We start from the raw sequence: 19,613 nt of genomic DNA, 5'->3' as shown, positions 1-19,613 counted from the left end.
GATGAGCGAAGTAACCCTGGCCAAGGATGTAGAGCTGTTAAGCGGAGCCGATTACCTTCGCGATATTCTCCGTGCTCCTGTATATGAGGTGGCGCAAGTCACCCCATTACAAACGATGGATCGTCTGGCTGCACGGATCGGCAACCAGGTACAGCTTAAGCGAGAAGACCGCCAGCCGGTCCACTCGTTCAAGCTGCGCGGCGCCTACAACATGATGTCCCAGCTCACTGACGCCCAGCGCCAGGCTGGGGTGATTGCCGCCTCGGCGGGCAACCACGCCCAGGGCCTGGCGATGTCAGGCAAGCACCTCGGCGTACAGGCGACCATTGTCATGCCGCGTACCACCCCAGATATCAAAGTGGATGCAGTCCGCAGCTTTGGCGGCAAAGTGGTACTGCACGGCGGTAACTTCGACGAAGCCAAGGCCCATGCCGAAATGCTGGCAGGCCAGCACGGCTATACCTTTATCCCGCCTTTCGACCACCCAGCGGTGATCGCCGGGCAAGGGACGATTGGGGTTGAGCTGGTCCAGCAAAACGGCCACCTCGACTATATTTTCGTCCCGGTCGGCGGCGGCGGTATCGCAGCCGGGGTCGCGGTGCTGATCAAGCAGCTAATGCCGCAAATCAAAGTGATCGGGGTCGAAGCTGAAGATTCCGCCTGTCTGCGCGCAGCGCTGGATGCCGGCGAGCCAGTGACCTTGGATCAGGTTGGTATGTTTGCCGATGGTGTCGCGGTCAAACGGATTGGCGAAGAGACGTTCCGCCTGTGCCAGCAGTATCTTGATGATTCCATTACGGTAAGCAGTGACGAGATCTGCTCTGCCGTAAAAGATATCTTCGAAGATACCCGGGCGATTGCCGAGCCCTCTGGTGCGCTATCACTAGCCGGGCTGAAGAAATTTGCCGAGCGCCACCAGCTAAAAGACAAGCAGCTGGCAGCAGTGCTGTCGGGAGCCAACCTCAATTTCCATGGCCTGCGCTATGTGTCTGAGCGCTGTGAGCTGGGTGAAAAACGCGAAGGGCTATTGGCAGTTACCATCCCTGAGCGGCCGGGGGCATTTCTCGATTTCTGCCACATCCTTGGCGGCCGTGCCGTCACCGAGTTCAACTACCGCTACAACAATGACAGCTTGGCCAATGTCTTTGTCGGGGTACGCTTGATCCAAGGGCAGGAAGAGCTCGATGGCATCATTGCTGATCTGCGCAAAGGCGGTTATCCGGTGGTGGATCTGTCCGATGATGAAATGGCCAAGGTCCATGTCCGCTATATGATTGGCGGCCGTCCTTCTAAGCCATTGAAGGAAAGGTTGTACAGCTTTGAGTTTCCGGAATACCCCGGGGCTTTGCTCAAATTCCTCAATACCTTGGGTACCCACTGGAATATCAGCTTGTTCAACTACCGCAACCACGGTGCCGACTATGGCCGGGTGTTGTGTGGATTTGAATTGGAAGAGCAGGATTTGTTGTCCTTTACCAGCCACCTGCGGGAACTGGGTTATAGTTGGAAAGACGAAACTGACAATCCAGCCTACCAGTTTTTCCTCGCGCAATAGCGGCTGGATTAAGTTTACAGCAAGACTACAGGGCAGCCTCCGGGGCTGCCTTGCTTTCCCCGTTGCCCGGCGGGTCGATGTGTTCTAGGAGCGCCTTGAGTTGGGTAATATGGCTCGCCAGCAGCTTGCTGCGAAGCGGCTCTGAAAGCTTCTCATACAGTGAGGAGAGCTGTAGCAATTCCGACTTGAGCTGCTCGTGCTGCATCTCAGGACGCTGGATATCAAACACGAACCAACCCAGCGGCTGATCGGTCAATTCGGCAATCCTTATAAGGGTCGAGACCCTAGGTTCGGTCTTGCCAGATTCAAGATCAAGGTACGTTTGCCTGGCAACATCCAGATGCCTGGCCATCGCTACCTGGGATATTCCTTTCCATTCCCGTGCATCTTTGATTCTTTGTGCAATCCATGATTTGGCATGTTCCATTATATTCACCTATACCTTTTCCTCCCTACACCGCCAAAGCGACATATGGGAGGAGTATCTCACTCCCTTAATGAGCATAATGTCATTCATATGATGATTATTCATTACGGGTAATGATTTACATAATAGGCAAGTTTATAAACTGTGAATTCCTCCCTCCAATGACCAGCATTCAAGACACGGTGCATATGATTATGTCAGCATATCACGACACACCTCTGACCACTTTAATGCTTGTCACGCTGGGTAAGCGCACGGGTGTATTCCGCCATAAAGCCAGCCAAATTAATGCTTTGTTGCAAAATAACGTTCCTAGCAGAGTGGGGTAATCGGCTGAAATACTGCAGCAGGCGATCAATCTCTTCTTTGTATTCGCTTTCGAGAATTTCGATACCCTCGTCACCGTACACAAACCAAGTTAATGGTCGCTCGGTGATCTCGGAAATCTCAGAGAGCATCCTTACCTTAGGCTCGGTCTTGCCGGTTTCCAGATCAAGGTAAGTCTGGCGCGCGACCTTGAGTTGCTGAGCCATATGAACCTGGGTAAGGCCCTTCCATTCCCTTGCTTCTTTAATACGGGCTGCGATTTGAGCTTTCGGATCTGTCATGTCACACCTCCAATACACACAATGAATAATGCCTAGCTTTCATTACTGGATTGCACAACATAAGCCAACTTGAAAGAAATAAAACAAAACCCCAAATAACAACAAGTTAGCTACATCCAATATTTATAATATTGTAATTTGGTTTGCAATTGTTAACTCGGGTGCCTAATTTTCCTAAAACGCAAAAAAATCATTCAGCCCTGTCTAGATAGTAGACCCTACCACCTAAGGGCAATAAAAAAGGCACCCGCTTGGGTGCCTTTTCTCACTTTTGAGACAGTCTGCCAGCCTATTGGCTAACAAGCTGATTTTTATTCAACAGTAACCGCCTTGGCAAGGTTACGAGGCTGATCCACATCCGTGCCTTTGATCAGTGCAACATAGTAAGACAATAGCTGCATTGGGATGGTGTAGTAGATCGCCGCCGTGATCTCGCTAACGTGCGGCAACGTGATGATCTTCATGGTCTCATCACCTTCAAAGCCGGCATCGGCATCGGCAAAGACGTACAGCAGGCCGCCACGGGCACGGACTTCTTCAACGTTTGACTTCAGCTTCTCAAGCAACTCGTTGCTTGGCGCCACCACAACAACTGGCATGTCAGCATCAATCAGCGCTAGTGGGCCGTGCTTCAATTCACCGGCAGCATAAGCTTCAGCGTGAATGTAAGAGATCTCTTTTAGCTTCAGTGACGCTTCCATCGCAATCGGGTAGAACTCACCTCGGCCTAAGAAAAGGGTATGGTGCTTGTCGGCAAAGTCAGTCGCCAATTCTTCGATTTCTTTTTCGAAAGACAGGGCGGCGTTGATCTGCTGCGGAAGCGCATGCAGAGCCTCAACAATCTCCTTCTCTTTCTCTTTGCTAATGCGGTTTTGCTGTTTGCCCAATGCCGTTACCAGCATCAGCAACGCTGAAAGCTGTGTGGTAAACGCTTTGGTTGAAGCCACACCGATCTCAACACCAGCACGTGTCATGAAGGCAAAATCTGATTCACGTACCAGAGACGAGCCCGCCACGTTGCAGATGGTCATTGCCGCCATGTAGCCTTTCTCTTTTGCCAGGCGAAGGGCAGCTAGGGTATCGGCTGTTTCACCAGACTGGGACAGGGTGATCAGCAGGCTGTTCGGGCGGGTCACGAACTTGCGGTAGCGGAATTCAGAGGCGATTTCCACATCACAGCTTACGCCAGCGATATCTTCGAACCAGTAGCGCGCAGTCATACCGGCGTTGTAAGAGGTGCCACAGGCCACAATCTGGACGTGCTCAACCTTGCCCAAGATTTCTGCCGCATTCACACCGATAGCTTCGGTCACCACAGAATCTGCCGTGATACGGCCTTCCATGGTGTTGATCAGCGCGGTTGGCTGCTCGTAGATTTCTTTTTGCATGAAGTGGCGGTACTGGCCTTTATCACCCGCATCGTGCTCTGCGTTTGATTCAGTGATTTCACGCTCGACACGCTCACCCGAAGCATCAAATACCGTAACTTCACGGCGGGTGATTTCTGCAACGTCACCTTCTTCCAGGTACATAAAGCGGCGAGTCACGTTAAGCAGTGCAAGTTGGTCAGAGGCCAGGAAGTTTTCACCGACACCAAAGCCGATGACGATAGGGCTGCCTGAGCGTGCCACAACGATGCGGGAAGGGTCTTTGCGATCCAGCGCAACGGTACCGTAAGCGCCTTCCAGTTGCTTCGCTGTTTTTTGCACCGCTTCTAGCAGCGTTTCTGATGTACGCAGTTCCCACTCAACCATGTGCGCGATAACTTCAGTATCGGTCTGGGATTCAAACACGTAACCGCGAGATTGAAGAAGCTCACGCAGCTCTTCGTGGTTTTCGATGATGCCGTTGTGGACAACGGCGATGTCACCTGACATGTGTGGGTGAGCGTTTGCTTCTGATGGTTCACCATGAGTCGCCCAGCGGGTGTGGGCAATACCGGTACCGCCAATGACTTTGGCCTGGTCTACCGCATCGGCCAGTTCCTGGACTTTACCAAGACGACGAACGCGCGTTAGGTTTGCTTCACCATCTACAACCGCGACACCGGCAGAGTCATAGCCGCGGTACTCGAGACGGCGTAGCCCTTCAACCAGAATTTCCGCTACATCACGCTGTGCTACCGCACCAACAATCCCACACATAGTTTCTTGCTCCTAAAATTATTTCGCTGCCGCGCAGACCACCTGCACGCCATGCTGTTCAATCTGTTGTCTTGCTTCCATGTCCAAGCCGTCATCAGTGATCAACGTACTGATGTTCGCCCACGGCAGCTCAAGGTTCGGGATCTTGCGGCCGACCTTGCTCGACTCCACCATCACCACAACTTCGCGCGATACCTCGGCCATCACCCGGCTCAGTCCCACCAGCTCATTAAACGTTGTCGTTCCCCGGGCGGTATCGATACCATCCGCGCCAATGAAAAGCTGGTCGAAGTCATATGAACGTAGCACCGATTCAGCCACCTGGCCCTGGAACGCTTCGGAATGCGGATCCCAGGTGCCCCCTGTCATCAGCAGGGTGGGCTCGTTCTCCAGGCTATTGAGCGCATTGGCCACGTTGAGCGAGTTGGTCATCACGATCAGGCCGTGCTTGTCATTAAGCAGGCTGATCAGGCTGGCAGTGGTACTGCCGCTATCAATAATGATCCGGTTATGGTCGCGGATGCGGGCTGCAGCCGCGCTGGCAATCGCTAACTTACGAACCGAAACTTGTTCTTCCGGCTCACTGACCATTTCGGTCGGTATCGATACGGCACCACCGTAGCGGCGCAGCAATAAGCCATTTTTTTCAAGCTCAGCCAGATCTTTACGGACTGTTACTTCGGATGTGGCAAAGTGCTTTGCCAGTGAGTCGACACTTACCTCGCCCTGCTCATTGACCATTGAAAGGATGGCATGGCGACGCTGCTGAGTATTACGCTTGGACATAAAATTACGAACTGATAGCTATAAGTTTCGAACTGAAAGAAATACTAGCAGATCAAAACTTTTCTGATCAACTATGTGCAATTAATTTTTTATTCGAAAGAAGAGGGATAGGCACCTGGCAATATTTGCTGCAGGCATGAAAAAGGCAAGGCCGTAGCCTTGCCTTTGGATAAAAGGAGTAACGTGAATTACTTCTTCACTGGGCGCTTCCAGCCCTTGACGGTGCGGGCAGGAGCACGGGTGATCACCAGCTCGCCTTCGCCGACATCGCGGTTGATCGTCGCACCGGCACCGATGGTTGCGCCTTTGCCCACTTTCACCGGCGCGATAAGCTGGGTATCAGAGCCGACGAACACATCATCGGCGATCTCGGTCTTGAACTTGTTGGCACCATCGTAGTTGCAGGTAATGGTACCAGCACCGATGTTCACACGATCGCCTATCTCGGCATCACCTAGGTAAGTCAGGTGATTGGCTTTCGAGCCTTGGCCCAAACGCGCTTTCTTCATTTCGACAAAGTTGCCGACGTGCGAGTCACCCACCAATTCTGCGCCCGGACGCAGGCGGGTAAACGGGCCCACCGTACAGTCTTCACCGACGGTTGCCCCTTCAATCACGCTGTATGGGCGGATCACGGTGTTATCATCAATCTCACAATCGGTCAGGATAGAGCCCGCGCCGATCACCACGTTGTTACCCAGCGAGACGCTACCTTCGATAATGACGTTGACATCGATTTCGACGTCTGTACCGCACTGCAGCTCACCGCGTAAATCAAAACGGCTCGGGTCACGCAGCATTACGCCTTGCTCCAGCAAACGCTCAGCCTGCATGCCCTGGAAGGCACGCTCAAGCTTGGCCAGCTGAACGCGGTTATTGACGCCTTCTACCTCGATAGCCCGTACCGGGTGTACCGCTTCAACCGCACGGCCTTCGTTGTGGGCGATTTCGATTATATCGGTCAGGTAATATTCACCCTGGGCATTGTCATTTTTAAGGGCAGACAACCAACGTTTCAGATCGCCGCCATTAGCCACCATCACACCGGTGTTGATTTCCTTGATTAGCTTCTGCTCTTCAGAGGCGTCTTTCTGCTCGACAATCGCCACCACCGGACCGTTACGGCGCACGATACGACCATAACCAGTCGGATCGTCAAGAACTACAGTCAGTAGAGCAATACCACCGTCAGGCTGGGCATCGAGTAGATTCTCCAAAGTTTCACTGCTGATCAACGGTACGTCGCCGTACAGGATAAGCACCTTCTCGTCTTCCGCCAGATCAGGGCAAGCCTGGTTGACCGCATGGCCGGTACCCAACTGCTCAGCCTGCAATACCCAGTTTACAGGCTCGGCGCTCAAAGCAGCCTGCATCTGATCGCCGCCGTGGCCGTATACCAGGTGGATATTGTTGGCGCCCAGGCCGGCACAGGTGTCAATCACGTGTTTGGCCATCGGCTTGCCTGCCAGTGTATGCAACACTTTAGGCAGGTTGGAGTACATGCGGGTTCCCTTTCCCGCGGCGAGAATCACAGCGCTAAAGCTCATGACTTAATCCTCTTGGTGCATATCAAATAAGTAACCTAGCGCCATTGTATAATGCCAAGGGCAGCGGCGGCAGGAAAAATAGATAATTTTTTACGAGTAATAACTCACAGTGAAAAGGTAAGTTGGCTCGGGGGGGGGGATCGTTGGGAATAGATCACAGGTATAAAAAAAGCGACCCGAGGGTCGCTTTTTGGCTTTGCTGATCTTAGCGGGCTTTCTTGGTCAGTTCGATAACTCGAAGCTGAGCAATGGCCTTCGCCAAATCGCTGGCTGCCTGAGCGAAGTCGATGTCGCCATGCTGGTTGTGGATGCGCTCCTCAGCCTGGCGTTTCGCTTCTTCCGCTTTCGCTGAGTCCAGATCTTCACCGCGGATAGCGGTGTCAGCCAACACGGTAACCGTGCCAGGCTGAACCTCCAGCATGCCACCAGAGATATAAATCACCTCTTCGTCACCATGCTGTTTGGTAATACGGACCATACCCGGCGTGATAGCGGTCAGCAGCGGGGTGTGACCTGCGTGAATACCCAGTTCACCTTCGCTACCGGTCACCTGAATGTTTTCAGCGCGGCCAGAAAACAGACGTTTCTCTGCACTTACTACATCCAGATGGAAGGTTATCGCTGCCATGTCGCCTCCTACTTAGCTTAAAGCTTCTTCGCGTTTTCCAATACGTCTTCAATCGCGCCGCAGTACATGAATGCCTGCTCTGGGATATCGTCGTATTCACCCGCTAGAAGACCTTTGAAGCTACGTAGCGTATCTTTCAGCGATACGTAGATACCTGGGTCACCAGTAAAGACTTCTGCAACGTGGTAAGGCTGAGTTAGGAAACGCTCAATCTTACGGGCACGAGATACAGCTTGCTTATCTTCTTCAGAAAGCTCGTCCATACCAAGGATTGCAATGATGTCTTTCAGCTCTTTGTAGCGCTGCAGGATACTCTGTACGCCACGTGCGATATCGTAGTGCTCCTGACCAACCACTAGCGGATCAAGCATACGTGATGTTGAATCCAATGGGTCGATCGCTGGGTATAGACCCAGAGAAGCGATCTGACGAGAAAGTACAACTGTCGCATCAAGGTGGGCGAACGTTGTCGCCGGAGATGGGTCAGTCAAGTCATCCGCAGGTACGTAAACGGCCTGTACAGACGTGATAGAGCCTGTCTTGGTCGAGGTGATACGTTCCTGAAGAACACCCATCTCTTCTGCAAGCGTTGGCTGGTAACCTACCGCTGATGGCATACGGCCTAGCAGTGCCGAAACCTCAGTACCCGCAAGGGTATAACGGTAGATGTTATCGATGAACAGAAGAACGTCACGGCCTTCGTCACGGAAACGCTCTGCCATTGTCAGACCAGTCAGAGCAACACGCAGACGGTTACCTGGTGGCTCGTTCATCTGGCCGTAAACCATTGCTACTTTCGATTCTTCAGGGTTTTCGATGTTTACAACACCAGCTTCCTGCATCTCGTAGTAGAAATCGTTACCTTCACGAGTACGCTCACCAACACCGGCGAATACTGACAGACCAGAGTGCTGCAGGGCGATGTTGTTGATAAGCTCCATCATGTTAACGGTCTTACCTACACCCGCACCACCGAACAGGCCGATTTTACCACCCTTAGCGAATGGACAAATCAGGTCGATAACCTTAACACCTGTTTCTAGTAGTTCAGTCGCGTTTGACTGCTCTTCGTAGCTTGGTGCTTCACGGTGAATCGCGTAACGCTCTTTTTCACCGATCTCACCACACTCATCAATTGGCTGGCCCAGAACGTTCATGATACGTCCTAGGGTTGCATTACCAACTGGAACCTCAATTGGGCGGCCTGTGTTTTCAACAGACAAACCACGACGCAGGCCATCAGAAGTACCCATTGCGATACCACGGACAACACCGCCACCAAGCTGCTGCTGAACTTCCAGTACTAGCGTACCGTTCTCTTTCGCATCAACGTGAAGGGCATCGTATACCTGTGGTACGGAGTCCTGTGGAAACTCTACGTCGACTACCGCACCGATGATCTGTACGATCTTACCTGTAGCCATCGTTAATCCTCTAAACTTATTTAATCTTTGCCTTAAACAGCAGCTGCACCAGAAACGATTTCAGACAGCTCTTGTGTGATCGCGGCCTGGCGGGCCTTGTTGTACACAAGCTGCAGTTCGTCAATCAAGTTTCCTGCATTATCGGTTGCTGCTTTCATCGCGACCATTCGAGCGGCTTGCTCACTAGCAAGGTTCTCGACCACACCCTGGTACACCTGAGATTCAACGTAGCGAATCAGTAGGGTATCTAGCAGGGCTTTCGGCTCAGGCTCATAAATGTAGTCCCAAGCATGGCTGCGCTTCATCTCTTCGTCTTCTGACTTAGGCAAAGGCAGCAATTGATCAATCACTGGTTCCTGAACCATGGTGTTTACAAACTTGTTGTAAACCAGGTACAGGCGATCCAATTGGCCTTCATCATATTTCTTCAGCATTACGCCAACGGTACCGATCAGCTCGTCCACTGATGGGTTGTCGCCCAGGCCAGAAACCTGCGCGGCCACGTTGCCGCCATAGCTGTTAAAGAATGCCGTTGCTTTGGAGCCAATCAGCGCCAAATCAACATCTGCACCTTGCTCAGACCAGTCCTGGATATCGTGGATAGCTTGCTTGAACAAGTTAATGTTCAGGCCACCACACAGGCCACGGTCTGTAGAAACAATGATGTAACCAACGCGCTTGGCTTCACGCTCCTCAAGATAAGGATGCTTATACTCAAGGCTACCAAGGGCGATATGACCGATCACTTTGCGCATAGTTTGTGCGTATGGACGTGATGACTCCATAGCGTCTTGCGTTTTACGCATTTTAGACGCCGCCACCATTTCCATCGCTTTGGTGATCTTCTGAGTGTTCTTGACACTACCGATCTTGTTACGAATCTCTTTTGCGCCGGCCATCGTTACTCTCCGTTAGTAGGTGATCGCGAGCGATCACCAACCAATTACCAAGTCTGGGTCGCTTTGAAACCTTCAACCAGTTTCACGAACTGGGCTTCGATTTCATCATTCCAAGCACCCGTTTCATCAACCTGAGACACTAGCTCAGCAAAGTGACCTTTGGCATATGAAAGCAACGCGGCTTCGAAATCAGCAAGCTTAGTCAGCTCGATGTCATTCAAGTAGCCTTTTTCCGCAGCAAAGATAACCACTGACTGTTCGAAAACAGACATCGGTGCATACTGCTTCTGCTTCATCAGCTCAGTTACTTTCTGACCGTGATCAAGCTGTTTCTTCGTTGCTTCATCAAGGTCAGACGAGAACTGGGCAAACGCCGCAAGTTCACGGTACTGTGCAAGAGCGGTACGAATACCACCAGACAGTTTCTTGATGATCTTGGTCTGGGCAGAACCACCTACACGCGATACAGAGATACCTGGGTCAACCGCTGGACGAATACCGGCGTTGAACAGCTCTGTCTGTAGGAAAATCTGGCCATCGGTGATAGAGATAACGTTGGTCGGTACGAATGCCGATACGTCACCAGCCTGCGTTTCGATGATAGGCAGGGCAGTTAGTGAGCCGGTGCGGCCTTTCACTTCACCGTTGGTGAATTTTTCTACGTAGTGCTCGTTAACGCGAGCGGCACGCTCTAGTAGACGAGAGTGGAGGTAGAAAACGTCACCAGGGAAGGCTTCACGACCCGGCGGACGACGTAGCAACAATGAGATCTGACGGTAGGCAACAGCCTGCTTAGACAGGTCATCGTATACGATCAGGGCATCTTCACCGCGGTCACGGAAGTATTCACCCATTGCACAGCCAGCGTATGGTGCTAGGTACTGTAGTGCCGCCGCTTCAGAAGCTGAAGCAACAACTACAATGGTGTTTTCCAGTGCGCCGTGCTCTTCCAGTTTGCGAACCACGTTAGCGATGGTTGACGCTTTCTGGCCGATTGCCACATAAACAGAGTAGATACCAGAGTTCTTCTGGTTGATGATGGCATCGATCGCCATTGCGGTTTTACCCGTCTGGCGGTCACCGATGATCAGCTCACGCTGGCCACGGCCGATTGGAATCATCGAGTCAACTGCCTTATAACCAGTCTGAACTGGCTGATCAACAGATTTACGGTCGATAACACCCGGTGCAATCACTTCAACAGGAGAGAAAGTCTCTGCTTCGATTGGACCTTTACCATCGATTGGCTCACCCAGTGTGTTCACTACGCGGCCTAGAAGTGCAGGGCCGACTGGTACTTCAAGAATACGACCAGTACCCGTTACTTTCATGCCTTCCTGAAGGTCAGCATATGGGCCCATTACAACCGCACCAACCGAGTCACGCTCAAGGTTAAGTGCCAGTGCAAAACGGCCACCAGGTAATTCAATCATTTCACCTTGCATTACATCAGCAAGGCCATGGATACGAATAATACCGTCGCTTACCGACACGATAGTACCTTCGTTACGCGCTTCACTTACAACGTTGAAGTTTTCAATACGCTGCTTGATCAGTTCGCTAATTTCCGTGGAATTAAGTTGCATGCTCCAATTCCCCAAATCAAGACTGCAAAGTATCGCTCAGGCGGTCTAGTTTGCCGCGTACTGAGTTATCGATGACCAAGTCTCCAGCTCTAATTACAACCCCAGCAATAAGGGTCTCGTCTACACTGCAATTCAGCTTCACCTTACGGGACAAGCGCTGTTCCAGTTTCTCGCTAATGGCGGCAAGTTGGCTATCGTCAAGCTCGACTGCGGAAACCACAGCAGCATCGATAGTCTTTTCCAGCTCGCTTTTCAGCAGCAGGAACTCGTCGCAGACAGCAGGAAGGGCTTTCAGGCGTCCGTTTTCGGCCATTACCTTAATCAGGTTCTGTCCGGGTTCGTTAAGTTGCTCACCGCACACTGACAGGAAGATTTCTGTCAGCTTGTCCGCCGCGTAACCACTGTCCAGGATGTCCTGGATAGTCTCGTTACGGGTGACTTCGGCAGCAAAGGTTAGCATTTGTGCCCATTGGGCCAGCTCACCTTTCTCAACCGCAAGATCAAAGGCTGCTTTAGCGTAGGGGCGTGCGATAGTAGTCATATCCGACATGTGCTTGCCCCTTTAATTACAGTTCTGCAGTGACTTTGTTAAGAAGATCAGCGTGCGCATCTTTATCGATAGAACGCTCAATGATTTTCTCAGCACCAATCACAGCCAGAGTTGCAACTTGTTTTCTTAGCTCATCGCGAGCGCGGTTACGTTCGGCTTCGATCTCTGCAAGACCTTGGGCCAGAATTTTGTCACGCTCAGCCAGGGCTTCCGCCTTCGCTTCGTCGACGATCTGAGCTTTACGCTTATTCGCTTGCTCTACGATCTCAGTTGCAGTGCGTTTTGCTTCTTTCAGTTGGTCCGAAGCATTCGACTGCGCCAGGTTCAGGTCTTTGGCAGCGCGATCAGCCGCTGCCAAACCGTCAGCAATTTTTTTCTGACGCTCTTCAATCGCTTCCATGATTGGTGGCCATACATATTTCATGCAGAACACCACAAACATAAAGAAGGCGATAGCCTGACCCAGCAAAGTTGCATTCATATTCACAACGCATCTCCTTAAAAAGGGTTGCTATGGGTCCGTTCGTTTTTATTGATTAACCAGCTAGCTGGCCAACGAATGGGTTTGCGAATGTGAATAGTAGTGCGATTACGATACCGATCATTGGAACCGCATCAAGCAGACCTGCGATGATGAACATCTTGACCTGTAGCATTGGAGCCATTTCAGGCTGGCGTGCAGCACCTTCAAGGAATTTACCACCAAGAAGGGCGAAGCCGATCGCAGTACCCAGTGCAGCAAGACCTACAATGATGCCCACGGCAATTGCAGAAAAGCTTAGTAAAGTTTCCATCACTATCTCCAGTTTATAGTTGTCGGCTAAAGTGCCAGTAAAAAATTGAATAATTTACAAATAATCGTTAATGATTGTCTTCATGCGCCTGAGACAGGTACACAATAGTCAACATCATAAACACGAATGCTTGAATTGTAATGACTAGAACGTGGAAAATTGCCCACGGTACCGAGCCCAGCCATTGTGCCCACCACGGCATAAGTGCCGCGATTAGGATAAACACCACCTCACCTGCGAACATGTTACCGAACAAACGCATACCTAGTGAAAGCGGCTTCGCCAGTAGCGAAACGATTTCAAGAAGCAGGTTGAACGGGATCATGACCGGGTGATTGAACGGGTGAAGAGCCAGTTCTTTCGCAAAGCCACCGAGACCTTTCACTTTGATGCTGTAGTAAATCATCAAGGCGAAAACGCCCAGCGCCATTGACATGGTGATGTTGACATCAGCACTCGGTACAACCTTAAGGTAAGGAATACCCAACCAATGTTCAGCAGGATACGGAAGAAAATCAATTGGCACTAAGTCCATGATGTTCATCAGTAGAATCCAGCAGAAAATGGTAAGAGCCAAAGGAGCTATCAGCGGGTTGCGGCCATGGAAGGTTTCCTTGACGTTGTCGTCAACGAACTCTACTACCATTTCCACAAAACACTGTAGTTTCCCAGGAACTCCTGATGTCGCTGTTTTCGCAGCCTTACGGAATACCCAAAGAAAGAGTAGACCGGTCAGGGCTGAGAAAAACAGGCTATCTATATGTACCGCCCAGAATCCTTCACCGACTGACAGGTTTGTCAGGTGGTGAGTGATGTAACCTGACGGCGTTAGCGCTTCACCTGGCGCAGCCATAACTCATCCTATTTGTTGTTGTTAATGAATAAAACCGGCCCAAAGATATTGATTCCAAGAGCCAGCAAATAGGTCAGTTTGAGGGGAACAAGTTCCACCTCGACATACAGGTAAACAATGGCAAACAAGATGACCGTAATGAGGATTTTCAGCACTTCACCACCATAGAATGACGCCATGACCAGCCGGGCCTTGCGGGCACCGCTGAACAAAAACGCACAGGTCGCGAAGACAGCGTTGGCAATCACAAAGATGCCGCCACCGATTAATGCAGAGATTCCCCAGTCAACACTGACAGCAAAAACTGCCATGATTGCCGTTATCAAAACGACGCCAGATTGTAGCAACAGCAACCGCTTCGCCAACTGGCGTCCTGGTCTAACTAGCGCCGATACCATGTATTCGTTCCTCGAGTCCGTTCCACTGCACTTACGACGTGCTGGGAAAACAGCGAAAATTATACGGCTCATTAGATTGAATGCAATCTAATCGCAGCAAAAAAAGATGTTAGATTTTACAACACAATAACTTGATCACGATGTTGTAATTTTTGCAACAAAATATGCACGTTTTATATCACATATCGTGACCTAACATTGCAACAATTTGCTCTAACTTGTCAGCCTGATCAAAACTGATAACGATCTTTCCTTTACCGTTTTTCTGCTGATTAATCGCCACCTGGGTGCCAAACTGCTCACTTAGCTGGTTTTCTACCGCTTCGATTTGCGGGTTGGCAACCGCCACTTTAGGCTCGGGTTCAGGCGTCAGCATCTTCTTCACCAAGCGTTCGGCGTCACGCACCGTTAACATCTTGGCTACAACAATTTGCGCCGCTTCAAGCTGGCGTTCATTCGGCAGGGCAAGCAGAGCTCGGGCATGGCCCATTTCCAGCTGTCTTTGCTCCACCATTCGCTTGACCGGCGCTTCCAGCTGATTGAGGCGCAGCAGGTTCGATACCGCCGCACGGGACTTGCCCACCGCCTCGGCCACCTGCTGGTGAGTGAGTGAAAACTCACTCTGTAGCCGTTCCAGTGCCTGGGCTTCCTCAATCGCGTTGAGATCTTCACGCTGGATATTTTCAATCAGGGCAATGGCAACTGTTGCCCGATCGTTAACATCCTTAATAATACAAGGGACTTTCTGAAGGCCCGCTTGACGCGAAGCACGCCAGCGCCTCTCCCCGGCAATGATCTCATATTGTTGCGGCGCGGTTTCACGCACTACAATCGGTTGGATCACCCCTTGGGCACGGATAGACTCGGCCAGCTCGGCCAAGGCTTCATCCGACATATCTTTACGCGGCTGATAGCGGCCCGGTACCAGCTGGCTGATGGCCAGCTCCTTGAGGGTGCCGTCAGCCGACAGTGTTTGTGCTTTGTCTGCCTGCTGCCGCTTGGTCGCGGCAACAGAGCTGGTGGCCAGCAAGGCATCAAGGCCCTTTCCCAGGCCCCGTTTATTCATGTTCATGGTTACCCTTATGCATCGACCGCGCCGGCATTCGTTGCCAGCTCGTCTCGGCGGATGATTTCACCGGCCAAGGCCAAATAGGCTTTGGCACCGCTAGAATACTTGTCGTAGTACATAGCCGGTCTTCCGTGGCTAGGTGCTTCGGCAAGACGTACATTGCGCGGGATCACGGTGCGATAGACCTTGTCGCCAAAATGCTTCTTGAGCTGCTGCGACACTTCGTTCGCCAGACGGTTGCGCGGGTCGTACATGGTCCGCAGCAACCCCTCAATTTTCAGCTCGCTATTGACGACAGCGGTCAGTTTGCTGATGGTGTCCATCAATGCCGTCAGTCCTTCGAGGGCGAAATATTCGCACTGCATCGGAACCAGAACAGAGTCTGCAGCTGTCATTGCATTGATTGTAAGAAGGTTTAAGGCAGGAGGACAATCAATAAAGATGAAATCATAGTTATCACGAACTACCTCTAAGGCGTTACGCAGCCTTACCTCGCGGGCAAAGACTTCCATCAGTTTGATTTCTGCCGCCGTGACATCACCGTTGGCAGCTATCAGGTGATAGCCGCCAGTGGTATCGGTGATCACGACATCATCGAACGGGGTTTCTTCGACAAGAAGCTCATAAGCCGTTGCATCGACTTGGTATTTATCCACGCCGCTGGCCATGGTGGCATTGCCCTGGGGATCCAGGTCGATGACCAGGACCTTGCGCTGGGTGGCCGCCAGTGACGCCGCCAAGTTGACACATGTTGTGGTTTTACCCACGCCTCCCTTCTGGTTGGCTACCGCTATGACTCTTCCCACAAAAAAACCTCATCCGTTAATCCTTTGCCGTCAAGATTACTAGATGGCGTTCGCCTTCTAACTCCGGAACTTGCAAAGATTTGACTTCCGTCACAGAACACCATTCTGGCAGTTCTGTCACTTCCTGCTGATTGAATTGCCCCTTCAGCGCCAGGAAGCACCCGTTGCTGGCAGGGAGGTGGTGGCACCAGGAGACCATGTCATTCATCGAGGCAAATGCACGGCTGAGGACAGCATCAAAGCCATCCTCCGGCTGAAATTCCTCGACCCGGCTCTGAACCGGGGTAACATTGCTGATCTTCAGTTCATGGAGCACCTGGCGGATGAAACGGATCCGCTTGCCCAGGCTATCCAGCAAAGTGAACTGCTTATCCGGGTTCATGATCGCCAGGGGGATCCCCGGCAGGCCCGGACCGGTACCGACATCGATAAACCGCTCACCTTCAAGGTGAGGGCTTACCACAATACTATCCATAATATGTTTCACCAACATCTCATACGGATCACGTACCGATGTCAGATTATACGCTTTATTCCATTTATCCAGCATGGCTACATAGCCGACAAGCTGGTCAATTTGCTGTTCTGTGACTGTGAGATCAGTTTGCGCTATCAGTTGCACCAGACGTTGTTTCACAAATTACTCCTATTCGCCTTTTTTCAGCAGGCCTTGCTTCTTGAGATACACCAGCAACAAAGAAACCGCGGCTGGGGTGATGCCTGAAATCCGCGATGCCATGCCGATGGTTTCCGGTTTAGCATCATTGAGCTTGGCAATCACTTCGTTCGACAAGCCTTTGACCACACTGTAATCGAGATCCAATGGGAGTTTGGTCTTCTCGTGGCGCAGGGATTTTTCCACTTCTTCTTTCTGGCGGTCGATATAGCCCTGGTACTTCACCTGGATTTCAACCTGCTCGTTGGCCTGGCTATCTTCGTGGGCCGGGCCGAACATCTCGATGTCGGTAAGCTGGTTGTAGGTCACTTCAGGGCGGCGCAGCAGATCTTCGCCGCTCGCCTCGCGCGCGATAGGCGTTTTCAGGATCTGGTTAACCGTTTCGACCTGTTCTGAATTCGGGTTTACCCAAATACTTTTCAGGCGCTGGCTTTCCTGCTCCATATTCTCCAGTTTCTGGTTGAAACGCGCCCAGCGCTCATCATCAACCAAACCGAATTCACGGCCAATTTCAGTCAGGCGCAAATCGGCGTTGTCTTCACGCAGCAACAGACGGTATTCGGCGCGAGACGTGAACATGCGGTACGGCTCTTTGGTTCCCATGGTCGACAAATCGTCAATGAGCACGCCCATGTAAGCCTGATCGCGGCGCGGGCTCCAGCCTTCGCGGTCCTGAGCCAAGAGGGCGGCGTTCATACCAGCGAGCAAGCCTTGGGCGGCCGCTTCTTCGTAGCCGGTTGTGCCGTTGATCTGGCCGGCAAAGAACAAGCCGTTGATGAACTTGGTCTCAAACGTCTGCTTCAAATCACGCGGATCGAAAAAATCGTACTCAATCGCATAACCCGGGCGGATGATATCGGCATTCTCGAAGCCTTTCATCGAGCGGACAATCTGCATCTGGACGTCGAACGGCAAGCTGGTGGAAATACCGTTCGGGTAAAGCTCATGGGTCGTCAGGCCTTCTGGTTCGATGAAGATCTGGTGGCTGTCCTTATCGGCAAAGCGCATGACCTTGTCTTCGATCGACGGGCAGTAACGCGGGCCGATCCCTTCGATCACCCCAGAGTACATCGGGCTGCGATCCAGGTTGCTGCGGATCACATCATGGGTTTTCTCGTTGGTATGGGTGATAAAGCATGGGATCTGACGCGGGTGATCCGAGGCTTTGCCCATGAAAGAGAACAACGGTGTCGGGTTGTCGCCATGCTGGGCTTCCAGCTGGCTGAAATCGACACTGCGCGCATCGATACGCGGCGGTGTGCCGGTTTTCAGGCGATCAACACGGAATGGCATTTCACGCAGGCGAGAAGCCAAGGTGATCGATGGTGGATCACCGGCACGACCGCCGCTGTAGTTTTCCAGGCCAATATGGATCTTGCCGCCAAGGAAGGTCCCAACGGTTAACACGACCGCTTTGGCACGGAACTTAAGGCCCATTTCGGTTACGGCACCGACAACACGATCGTTTTCGATGATCAGGTCATCTACCGCCTGCTGGAACAACTTCAGGTTCGGCTGGTTCTCCAGTGCCTCGCGAACAGCTGCCTTGTACAGGGCACGGTCTGCCTGGGCGCGCGTTGCCCTCACGGCAGGGCCTTTTGACGAATTCAAAGTACGGAACTGGATCCCGCCTTTGTCGATCGCCCGGGCCATCAAACCTCCAAGAGCGTCAACTTCTTTAACCAGGTGTCCTTTCCCGATCCCGCCGATTGCTGGGTTGCATGACATCTGTCCCAACGTATCGATGTTGTGTGTCAGCAGTAGGGTATTTTGTCCCATACGGGCTGCTGCCAATGCCGCTTCTGTTCCGGCATGACCGCCACCTACGACGATGACATCAAAATTTTCCTGGTAAAACATGAAACTACCTCGGGTATTCAAAATTGCCAGTGAGTTATCTTTGAGCAAAGGTGGAATATTCTATCCTGTTTCCGCCGTTGAGAGAATCTTTCCTGAAGATCATTTGATCCTAGGGGGATACCGCTTTTGAATATAGATAAGATCTTTTAAATAGATCTTCTGTTAGATCTATTATATAGATCCGCCGATCGTGTGGATAAGTGATAAATGATCCTAATGATCATGATGTTAGGAAGGATCATTTGTTGTGGAGCAGCATGGATCAGCGCAAGGATTAGCTGGGATCAAAATCGCTAGTTATCAACAGCTGGATAATGACTGAGAAGTTATTAAATGGATAACTATTGGTTGATCACCGTTTAGATCTATAGTTATCCACAGAAAAAAGTTTATTGGTCGCCTTAAATTGAGTAAAAAAGTGGCTGTTTTTTGCTCATTCCAAGGTGTTTTTCCAGTTTTCCAGCCACATTTCTGCCGGATCTTCCGGTACCGGATCCTGCGAGACATCGATTTCCAACCGTTCGCCGAGGCGGATCGCCCCCAATTTTGTCAGTTGCTGATCAATGTTCCTGGCGGCAGCACAGAAAGTATCGTAGCTGGAGTCACCCAGCCCGATCACGCCGTAGCGCAGATTGTTTAGATCCGGCTTCTGGCTGGCCAACTGTTCGACGAAAGGCTGGAAGTTGTCTGGAAACTCACCGGCGCCATGGGTGGAGCAGACCACCAGCCAGATATTGTCAGTGGGAAGCTGCGCGAGTTCGGCCTGATTGATGATGTCCGTGCTGTGGCCGGCTTGTTCGAGCAAGTCACTGAGGTGATCTGCAACATATTCGGCGCCGCCGAGGGTGCTGCCGGTAATAAGGGTGATATGGCTCATGGTCTTGACACCTGTGTAGATATTCACAACAAATTTATACACAGCATTGTACTGGCTCAGGGCAGGGATGAAAGGCTGATCTTGCGGTAGGGAGGATCTTTTTCGAAAGGTTATTCACAGCCTGCC

Annotated in this window: 20 protein-coding genes; 1 reads left to right on the top strand and 19 read right to left on the bottom strand. The window is 51.6% G+C overall.

All coding sequences use genetic code 11. From position 1 onward, the window contains the following. Position 1: 1 nt before the first annotated feature. Positions 2-1,555: a threonine ammonia-lyase, biosynthetic gene (gene ilvA / locus ACXAGQ_RS07620; RefSeq protein WP_475254697.1), complete on the top strand. Its 1,554-nt coding sequence runs from the start codon at positions 2-4 to the stop codon at positions 1,553-1,555. A gap of 25 nt (positions 1,556-1,580) precedes the next feature. Here the strand turns inward: ilvA and ACXAGQ_RS07615 are convergent, their stop codons facing one another. The 19 genes from ACXAGQ_RS07615 to mioC form a co-directional block, all read right to left on the bottom strand. Beyond that, positions 1,581-1,982, bottom strand: a complete 402-nt coding sequence (locus ACXAGQ_RS07615) for a helix-turn-helix transcriptional regulator (protein ID WP_475254695.1) — start codon at positions 1,980-1,982, stop codon at positions 1,581-1,583. Between the two features lie 227 nt (positions 1,983-2,209). Further along, positions 2,210-2,590, bottom strand: coding sequence for a helix-turn-helix transcriptional regulator (locus ACXAGQ_RS07610; RefSeq protein WP_475252973.1), 381 nt, complete (start codon positions 2,588-2,590; stop codon positions 2,210-2,212). A gap of 311 nt (positions 2,591-2,901) precedes the next feature. Continuing rightward, positions 2,902-4,734 (bottom strand): glutamine--fructose-6-phosphate transaminase (isomerizing), encoded by a 1,833-nt coding sequence (gene glmS, locus ACXAGQ_RS07605; RefSeq protein WP_475252971.1) that lies wholly within the window; start codon positions 4,732-4,734, stop codon positions 2,902-2,904. An 18-nt stretch (positions 4,735-4,752) separates the two neighbouring features. Next, a complete protein-coding gene (locus ACXAGQ_RS07600; protein WP_475252969.1) occupies positions 4,753-5,520 on the bottom strand; it encodes a DeoR/GlpR family DNA-binding transcription regulator in 768 nt (255 codons plus the stop codon). Positions 5,521-5,708: 188 nt separating this feature from the next. Beyond that, positions 5,709-7,067 (bottom strand): bifunctional UDP-N-acetylglucosamine diphosphorylase/glucosamine-1-phosphate N-acetyltransferase GlmU, encoded by a 1,359-nt coding sequence (glmU, locus tag ACXAGQ_RS07595; protein WP_475252967.1) that lies wholly within the window; start codon positions 7,065-7,067, stop codon positions 5,709-5,711. Between the two features lie 205 nt (positions 7,068-7,272). Then, the gene (locus ACXAGQ_RS07590; RefSeq protein ID WP_475242961.1) at positions 7,273-7,695 is read right to left on the bottom strand and encodes a F0F1 ATP synthase subunit epsilon; all 423 of its coding nucleotides are present in this window, start codon (positions 7,693-7,695) and stop codon (positions 7,273-7,275) included. 17 nt (positions 7,696-7,712) lie between these two features. Then, positions 7,713-9,119, bottom strand: a complete 1,407-nt coding sequence (atpD, locus tag ACXAGQ_RS07585; RefSeq protein ID WP_107300832.1) for a F0F1 ATP synthase subunit beta — start codon at positions 9,117-9,119, stop codon at positions 7,713-7,715. A gap of 32 nt (positions 9,120-9,151) precedes the next feature. Continuing rightward, positions 9,152-10,018, bottom strand: coding sequence for a F0F1 ATP synthase subunit gamma (gene atpG / locus ACXAGQ_RS07580; RefSeq protein WP_475252965.1), 867 nt, complete (start codon positions 10,016-10,018; stop codon positions 9,152-9,154). 44 nt (positions 10,019-10,062) lie between these two features. Continuing rightward, entirely contained in the window at positions 10,063-11,604 is a 1,542-nt protein-coding gene (gene atpA / locus ACXAGQ_RS07575) for a F0F1 ATP synthase subunit alpha (RefSeq protein ID WP_475252963.1), read from the bottom strand. A 16-nt stretch (positions 11,605-11,620) separates the two neighbouring features. Then, a complete protein-coding gene (atpH, locus tag ACXAGQ_RS07570; protein ID WP_475252961.1) occupies positions 11,621-12,154 on the bottom strand; it encodes a F0F1 ATP synthase subunit delta in 534 nt (177 codons plus the stop codon). Between the two features lie 16 nt (positions 12,155-12,170). After that, the gene (atpF, locus tag ACXAGQ_RS07565; RefSeq protein ID WP_475252959.1) at positions 12,171-12,641 is read right to left on the bottom strand and encodes a F0F1 ATP synthase subunit B; all 471 of its coding nucleotides are present in this window, start codon (positions 12,639-12,641) and stop codon (positions 12,171-12,173) included. Positions 12,642-12,690: 49 nt separating this feature from the next. Beyond that, the gene (gene atpE, locus ACXAGQ_RS07560; protein WP_005302247.1) at positions 12,691-12,948 is read right to left on the bottom strand and encodes a F0F1 ATP synthase subunit C; all 258 of its coding nucleotides are present in this window, start codon (positions 12,946-12,948) and stop codon (positions 12,691-12,693) included. A 67-nt stretch (positions 12,949-13,015) separates the two neighbouring features. Beyond that, positions 13,016-13,801 (bottom strand): F0F1 ATP synthase subunit A, encoded by a 786-nt coding sequence (atpB, locus tag ACXAGQ_RS07555; protein WP_039468196.1) that lies wholly within the window; start codon positions 13,799-13,801, stop codon positions 13,016-13,018. A gap of 8 nt (positions 13,802-13,809) precedes the next feature. Next, positions 13,810-14,199, bottom strand: coding sequence for a F0F1 ATP synthase subunit I (locus ACXAGQ_RS07550; RefSeq protein ID WP_107300836.1), 390 nt, complete (start codon positions 14,197-14,199; stop codon positions 13,810-13,812). A 178-nt stretch (positions 14,200-14,377) separates the two neighbouring features. Then, the gene (locus ACXAGQ_RS07545; protein ID WP_475254694.1) at positions 14,378-15,265 is read right to left on the bottom strand and encodes a ParB/RepB/Spo0J family partition protein; all 888 of its coding nucleotides are present in this window, start codon (positions 15,263-15,265) and stop codon (positions 14,378-14,380) included. A 14-nt stretch (positions 15,266-15,279) separates the two neighbouring features. After that, positions 15,280-16,074, bottom strand: a complete 795-nt coding sequence (locus ACXAGQ_RS07540) for a ParA family protein (RefSeq protein WP_475252957.1) — start codon at positions 16,072-16,074, stop codon at positions 15,280-15,282. Positions 16,075-16,090: 16 nt separating this feature from the next. Next, positions 16,091-16,711, bottom strand: coding sequence for a 16S rRNA (guanine(527)-N(7))-methyltransferase RsmG (gene rsmG, locus ACXAGQ_RS07535; protein WP_475252955.1), 621 nt, complete (start codon positions 16,709-16,711; stop codon positions 16,091-16,093). A gap of 9 nt (positions 16,712-16,720) precedes the next feature. Next, complete coding sequence (gene mnmG, locus ACXAGQ_RS07530; RefSeq protein WP_475252953.1) at positions 16,721-18,610, bottom strand: tRNA uridine-5-carboxymethylaminomethyl(34) synthesis enzyme MnmG; 1,890 nt, start codon at positions 18,608-18,610, stop codon at positions 16,721-16,723. Between the two features lie 433 nt (positions 18,611-19,043). Beyond that, positions 19,044-19,487 (bottom strand): FMN-binding protein MioC, encoded by a 444-nt coding sequence (mioC, locus tag ACXAGQ_RS07525; RefSeq protein WP_475252951.1) that lies wholly within the window; start codon positions 19,485-19,487, stop codon positions 19,044-19,046. Between the last annotated feature and the right edge of the window lie 126 nt (positions 19,488-19,613).

The sequence above is a fragment of the Photobacterium sp. ABD4_091 genome (assembly GCF_056160145.1).
Note: the sequence above shows the minus strand (reverse complement) of the source record. Positions and strands in the feature narration are given on the sequence as shown.

Bases quoted from the DNA above. Each gene is read 5' to 3' on its own strand.
- ilvA (WP_475254697.1), top strand. From the start codon at position 2: ATGAGCGAAGTAACCCTGGCCAAGGATGTAGAGCTGTTAAGCGGAGCC.
- ACXAGQ_RS07615 (WP_475254695.1), bottom strand. From the start codon at position 1,982: ATGGAACATGCCAAATCATGGATTGCACAAAGAATCAAAGATGCACGG.
- ACXAGQ_RS07610 (WP_475252973.1), bottom strand. From the start codon at position 2,590: ATGACAGATCCGAAAGCTCAAATCGCAGCCCGTATTAAAGAAGCAAGG.
- glmS (WP_475252971.1), bottom strand. From the start codon at position 4,734: ATGTGTGGGATTGTTGGTGCGGTAGCACAGCGTGATGTAGCGGAAATT.
- ACXAGQ_RS07600 (WP_475252969.1), bottom strand. From the start codon at position 5,520: ATGTCCAAGCGTAATACTCAGCAGCGTCGCCATGCCATCCTTTCAATG.
- glmU (WP_475252967.1), bottom strand. From the start codon at position 7,067: ATGAGCTTTAGCGCTGTGATTCTCGCCGCGGGAAAGGGAACCCGCATG.
- ACXAGQ_RS07590 (WP_475242961.1), bottom strand. From the start codon at position 7,695: ATGGCAGCGATAACCTTCCATCTGGATGTAGTAAGTGCAGAGAAACGT.
- atpD (WP_107300832.1), bottom strand. From the start codon at position 9,119: ATGGCTACAGGTAAGATCGTACAGATCATCGGTGCGGTAGTCGACGTA.
- atpG (WP_475252965.1), bottom strand. From the start codon at position 10,018: ATGGCCGGCGCAAAAGAGATTCGTAACAAGATCGGTAGTGTCAAGAAC.
- atpA (WP_475252963.1), bottom strand. From the start codon at position 11,604: ATGCAACTTAATTCCACGGAAATTAGCGAACTGATCAAGCAGCGTATT.
- atpH (WP_475252961.1), bottom strand. From the start codon at position 12,154: ATGTCGGATATGACTACTATCGCACGCCCCTACGCTAAAGCAGCCTTT.
- atpE (WP_005302247.1), bottom strand. From the start codon at position 12,948: ATGGAAACTTTACTAAGCTTTTCTGCAATTGCCGTGGGCATCATTGTA.
- atpB (WP_039468196.1), bottom strand. From the start codon at position 13,801: ATGGCTGCGCCAGGTGAAGCGCTAACGCCGTCAGGTTACATCACTCAC.
- ACXAGQ_RS07550 (WP_107300836.1), bottom strand. From the start codon at position 14,199: ATGGTATCGGCGCTAGTTAGACCAGGACGCCAGTTGGCGAAGCGGTTG.
- ACXAGQ_RS07545 (WP_475254694.1), bottom strand. From the start codon at position 15,265: ATGAATAAACGGGGCCTGGGAAAGGGCCTTGATGCCTTGCTGGCCACC.
- mnmG (WP_475252953.1), bottom strand. From the start codon at position 18,610: ATGTTTTACCAGGAAAATTTTGATGTCATCGTCGTAGGTGGCGGTCAT.
- mioC (WP_475252951.1), bottom strand. From the start codon at position 19,487: ATGAGCCATATCACCCTTATTACCGGCAGCACCCTCGGCGGCGCCGAA.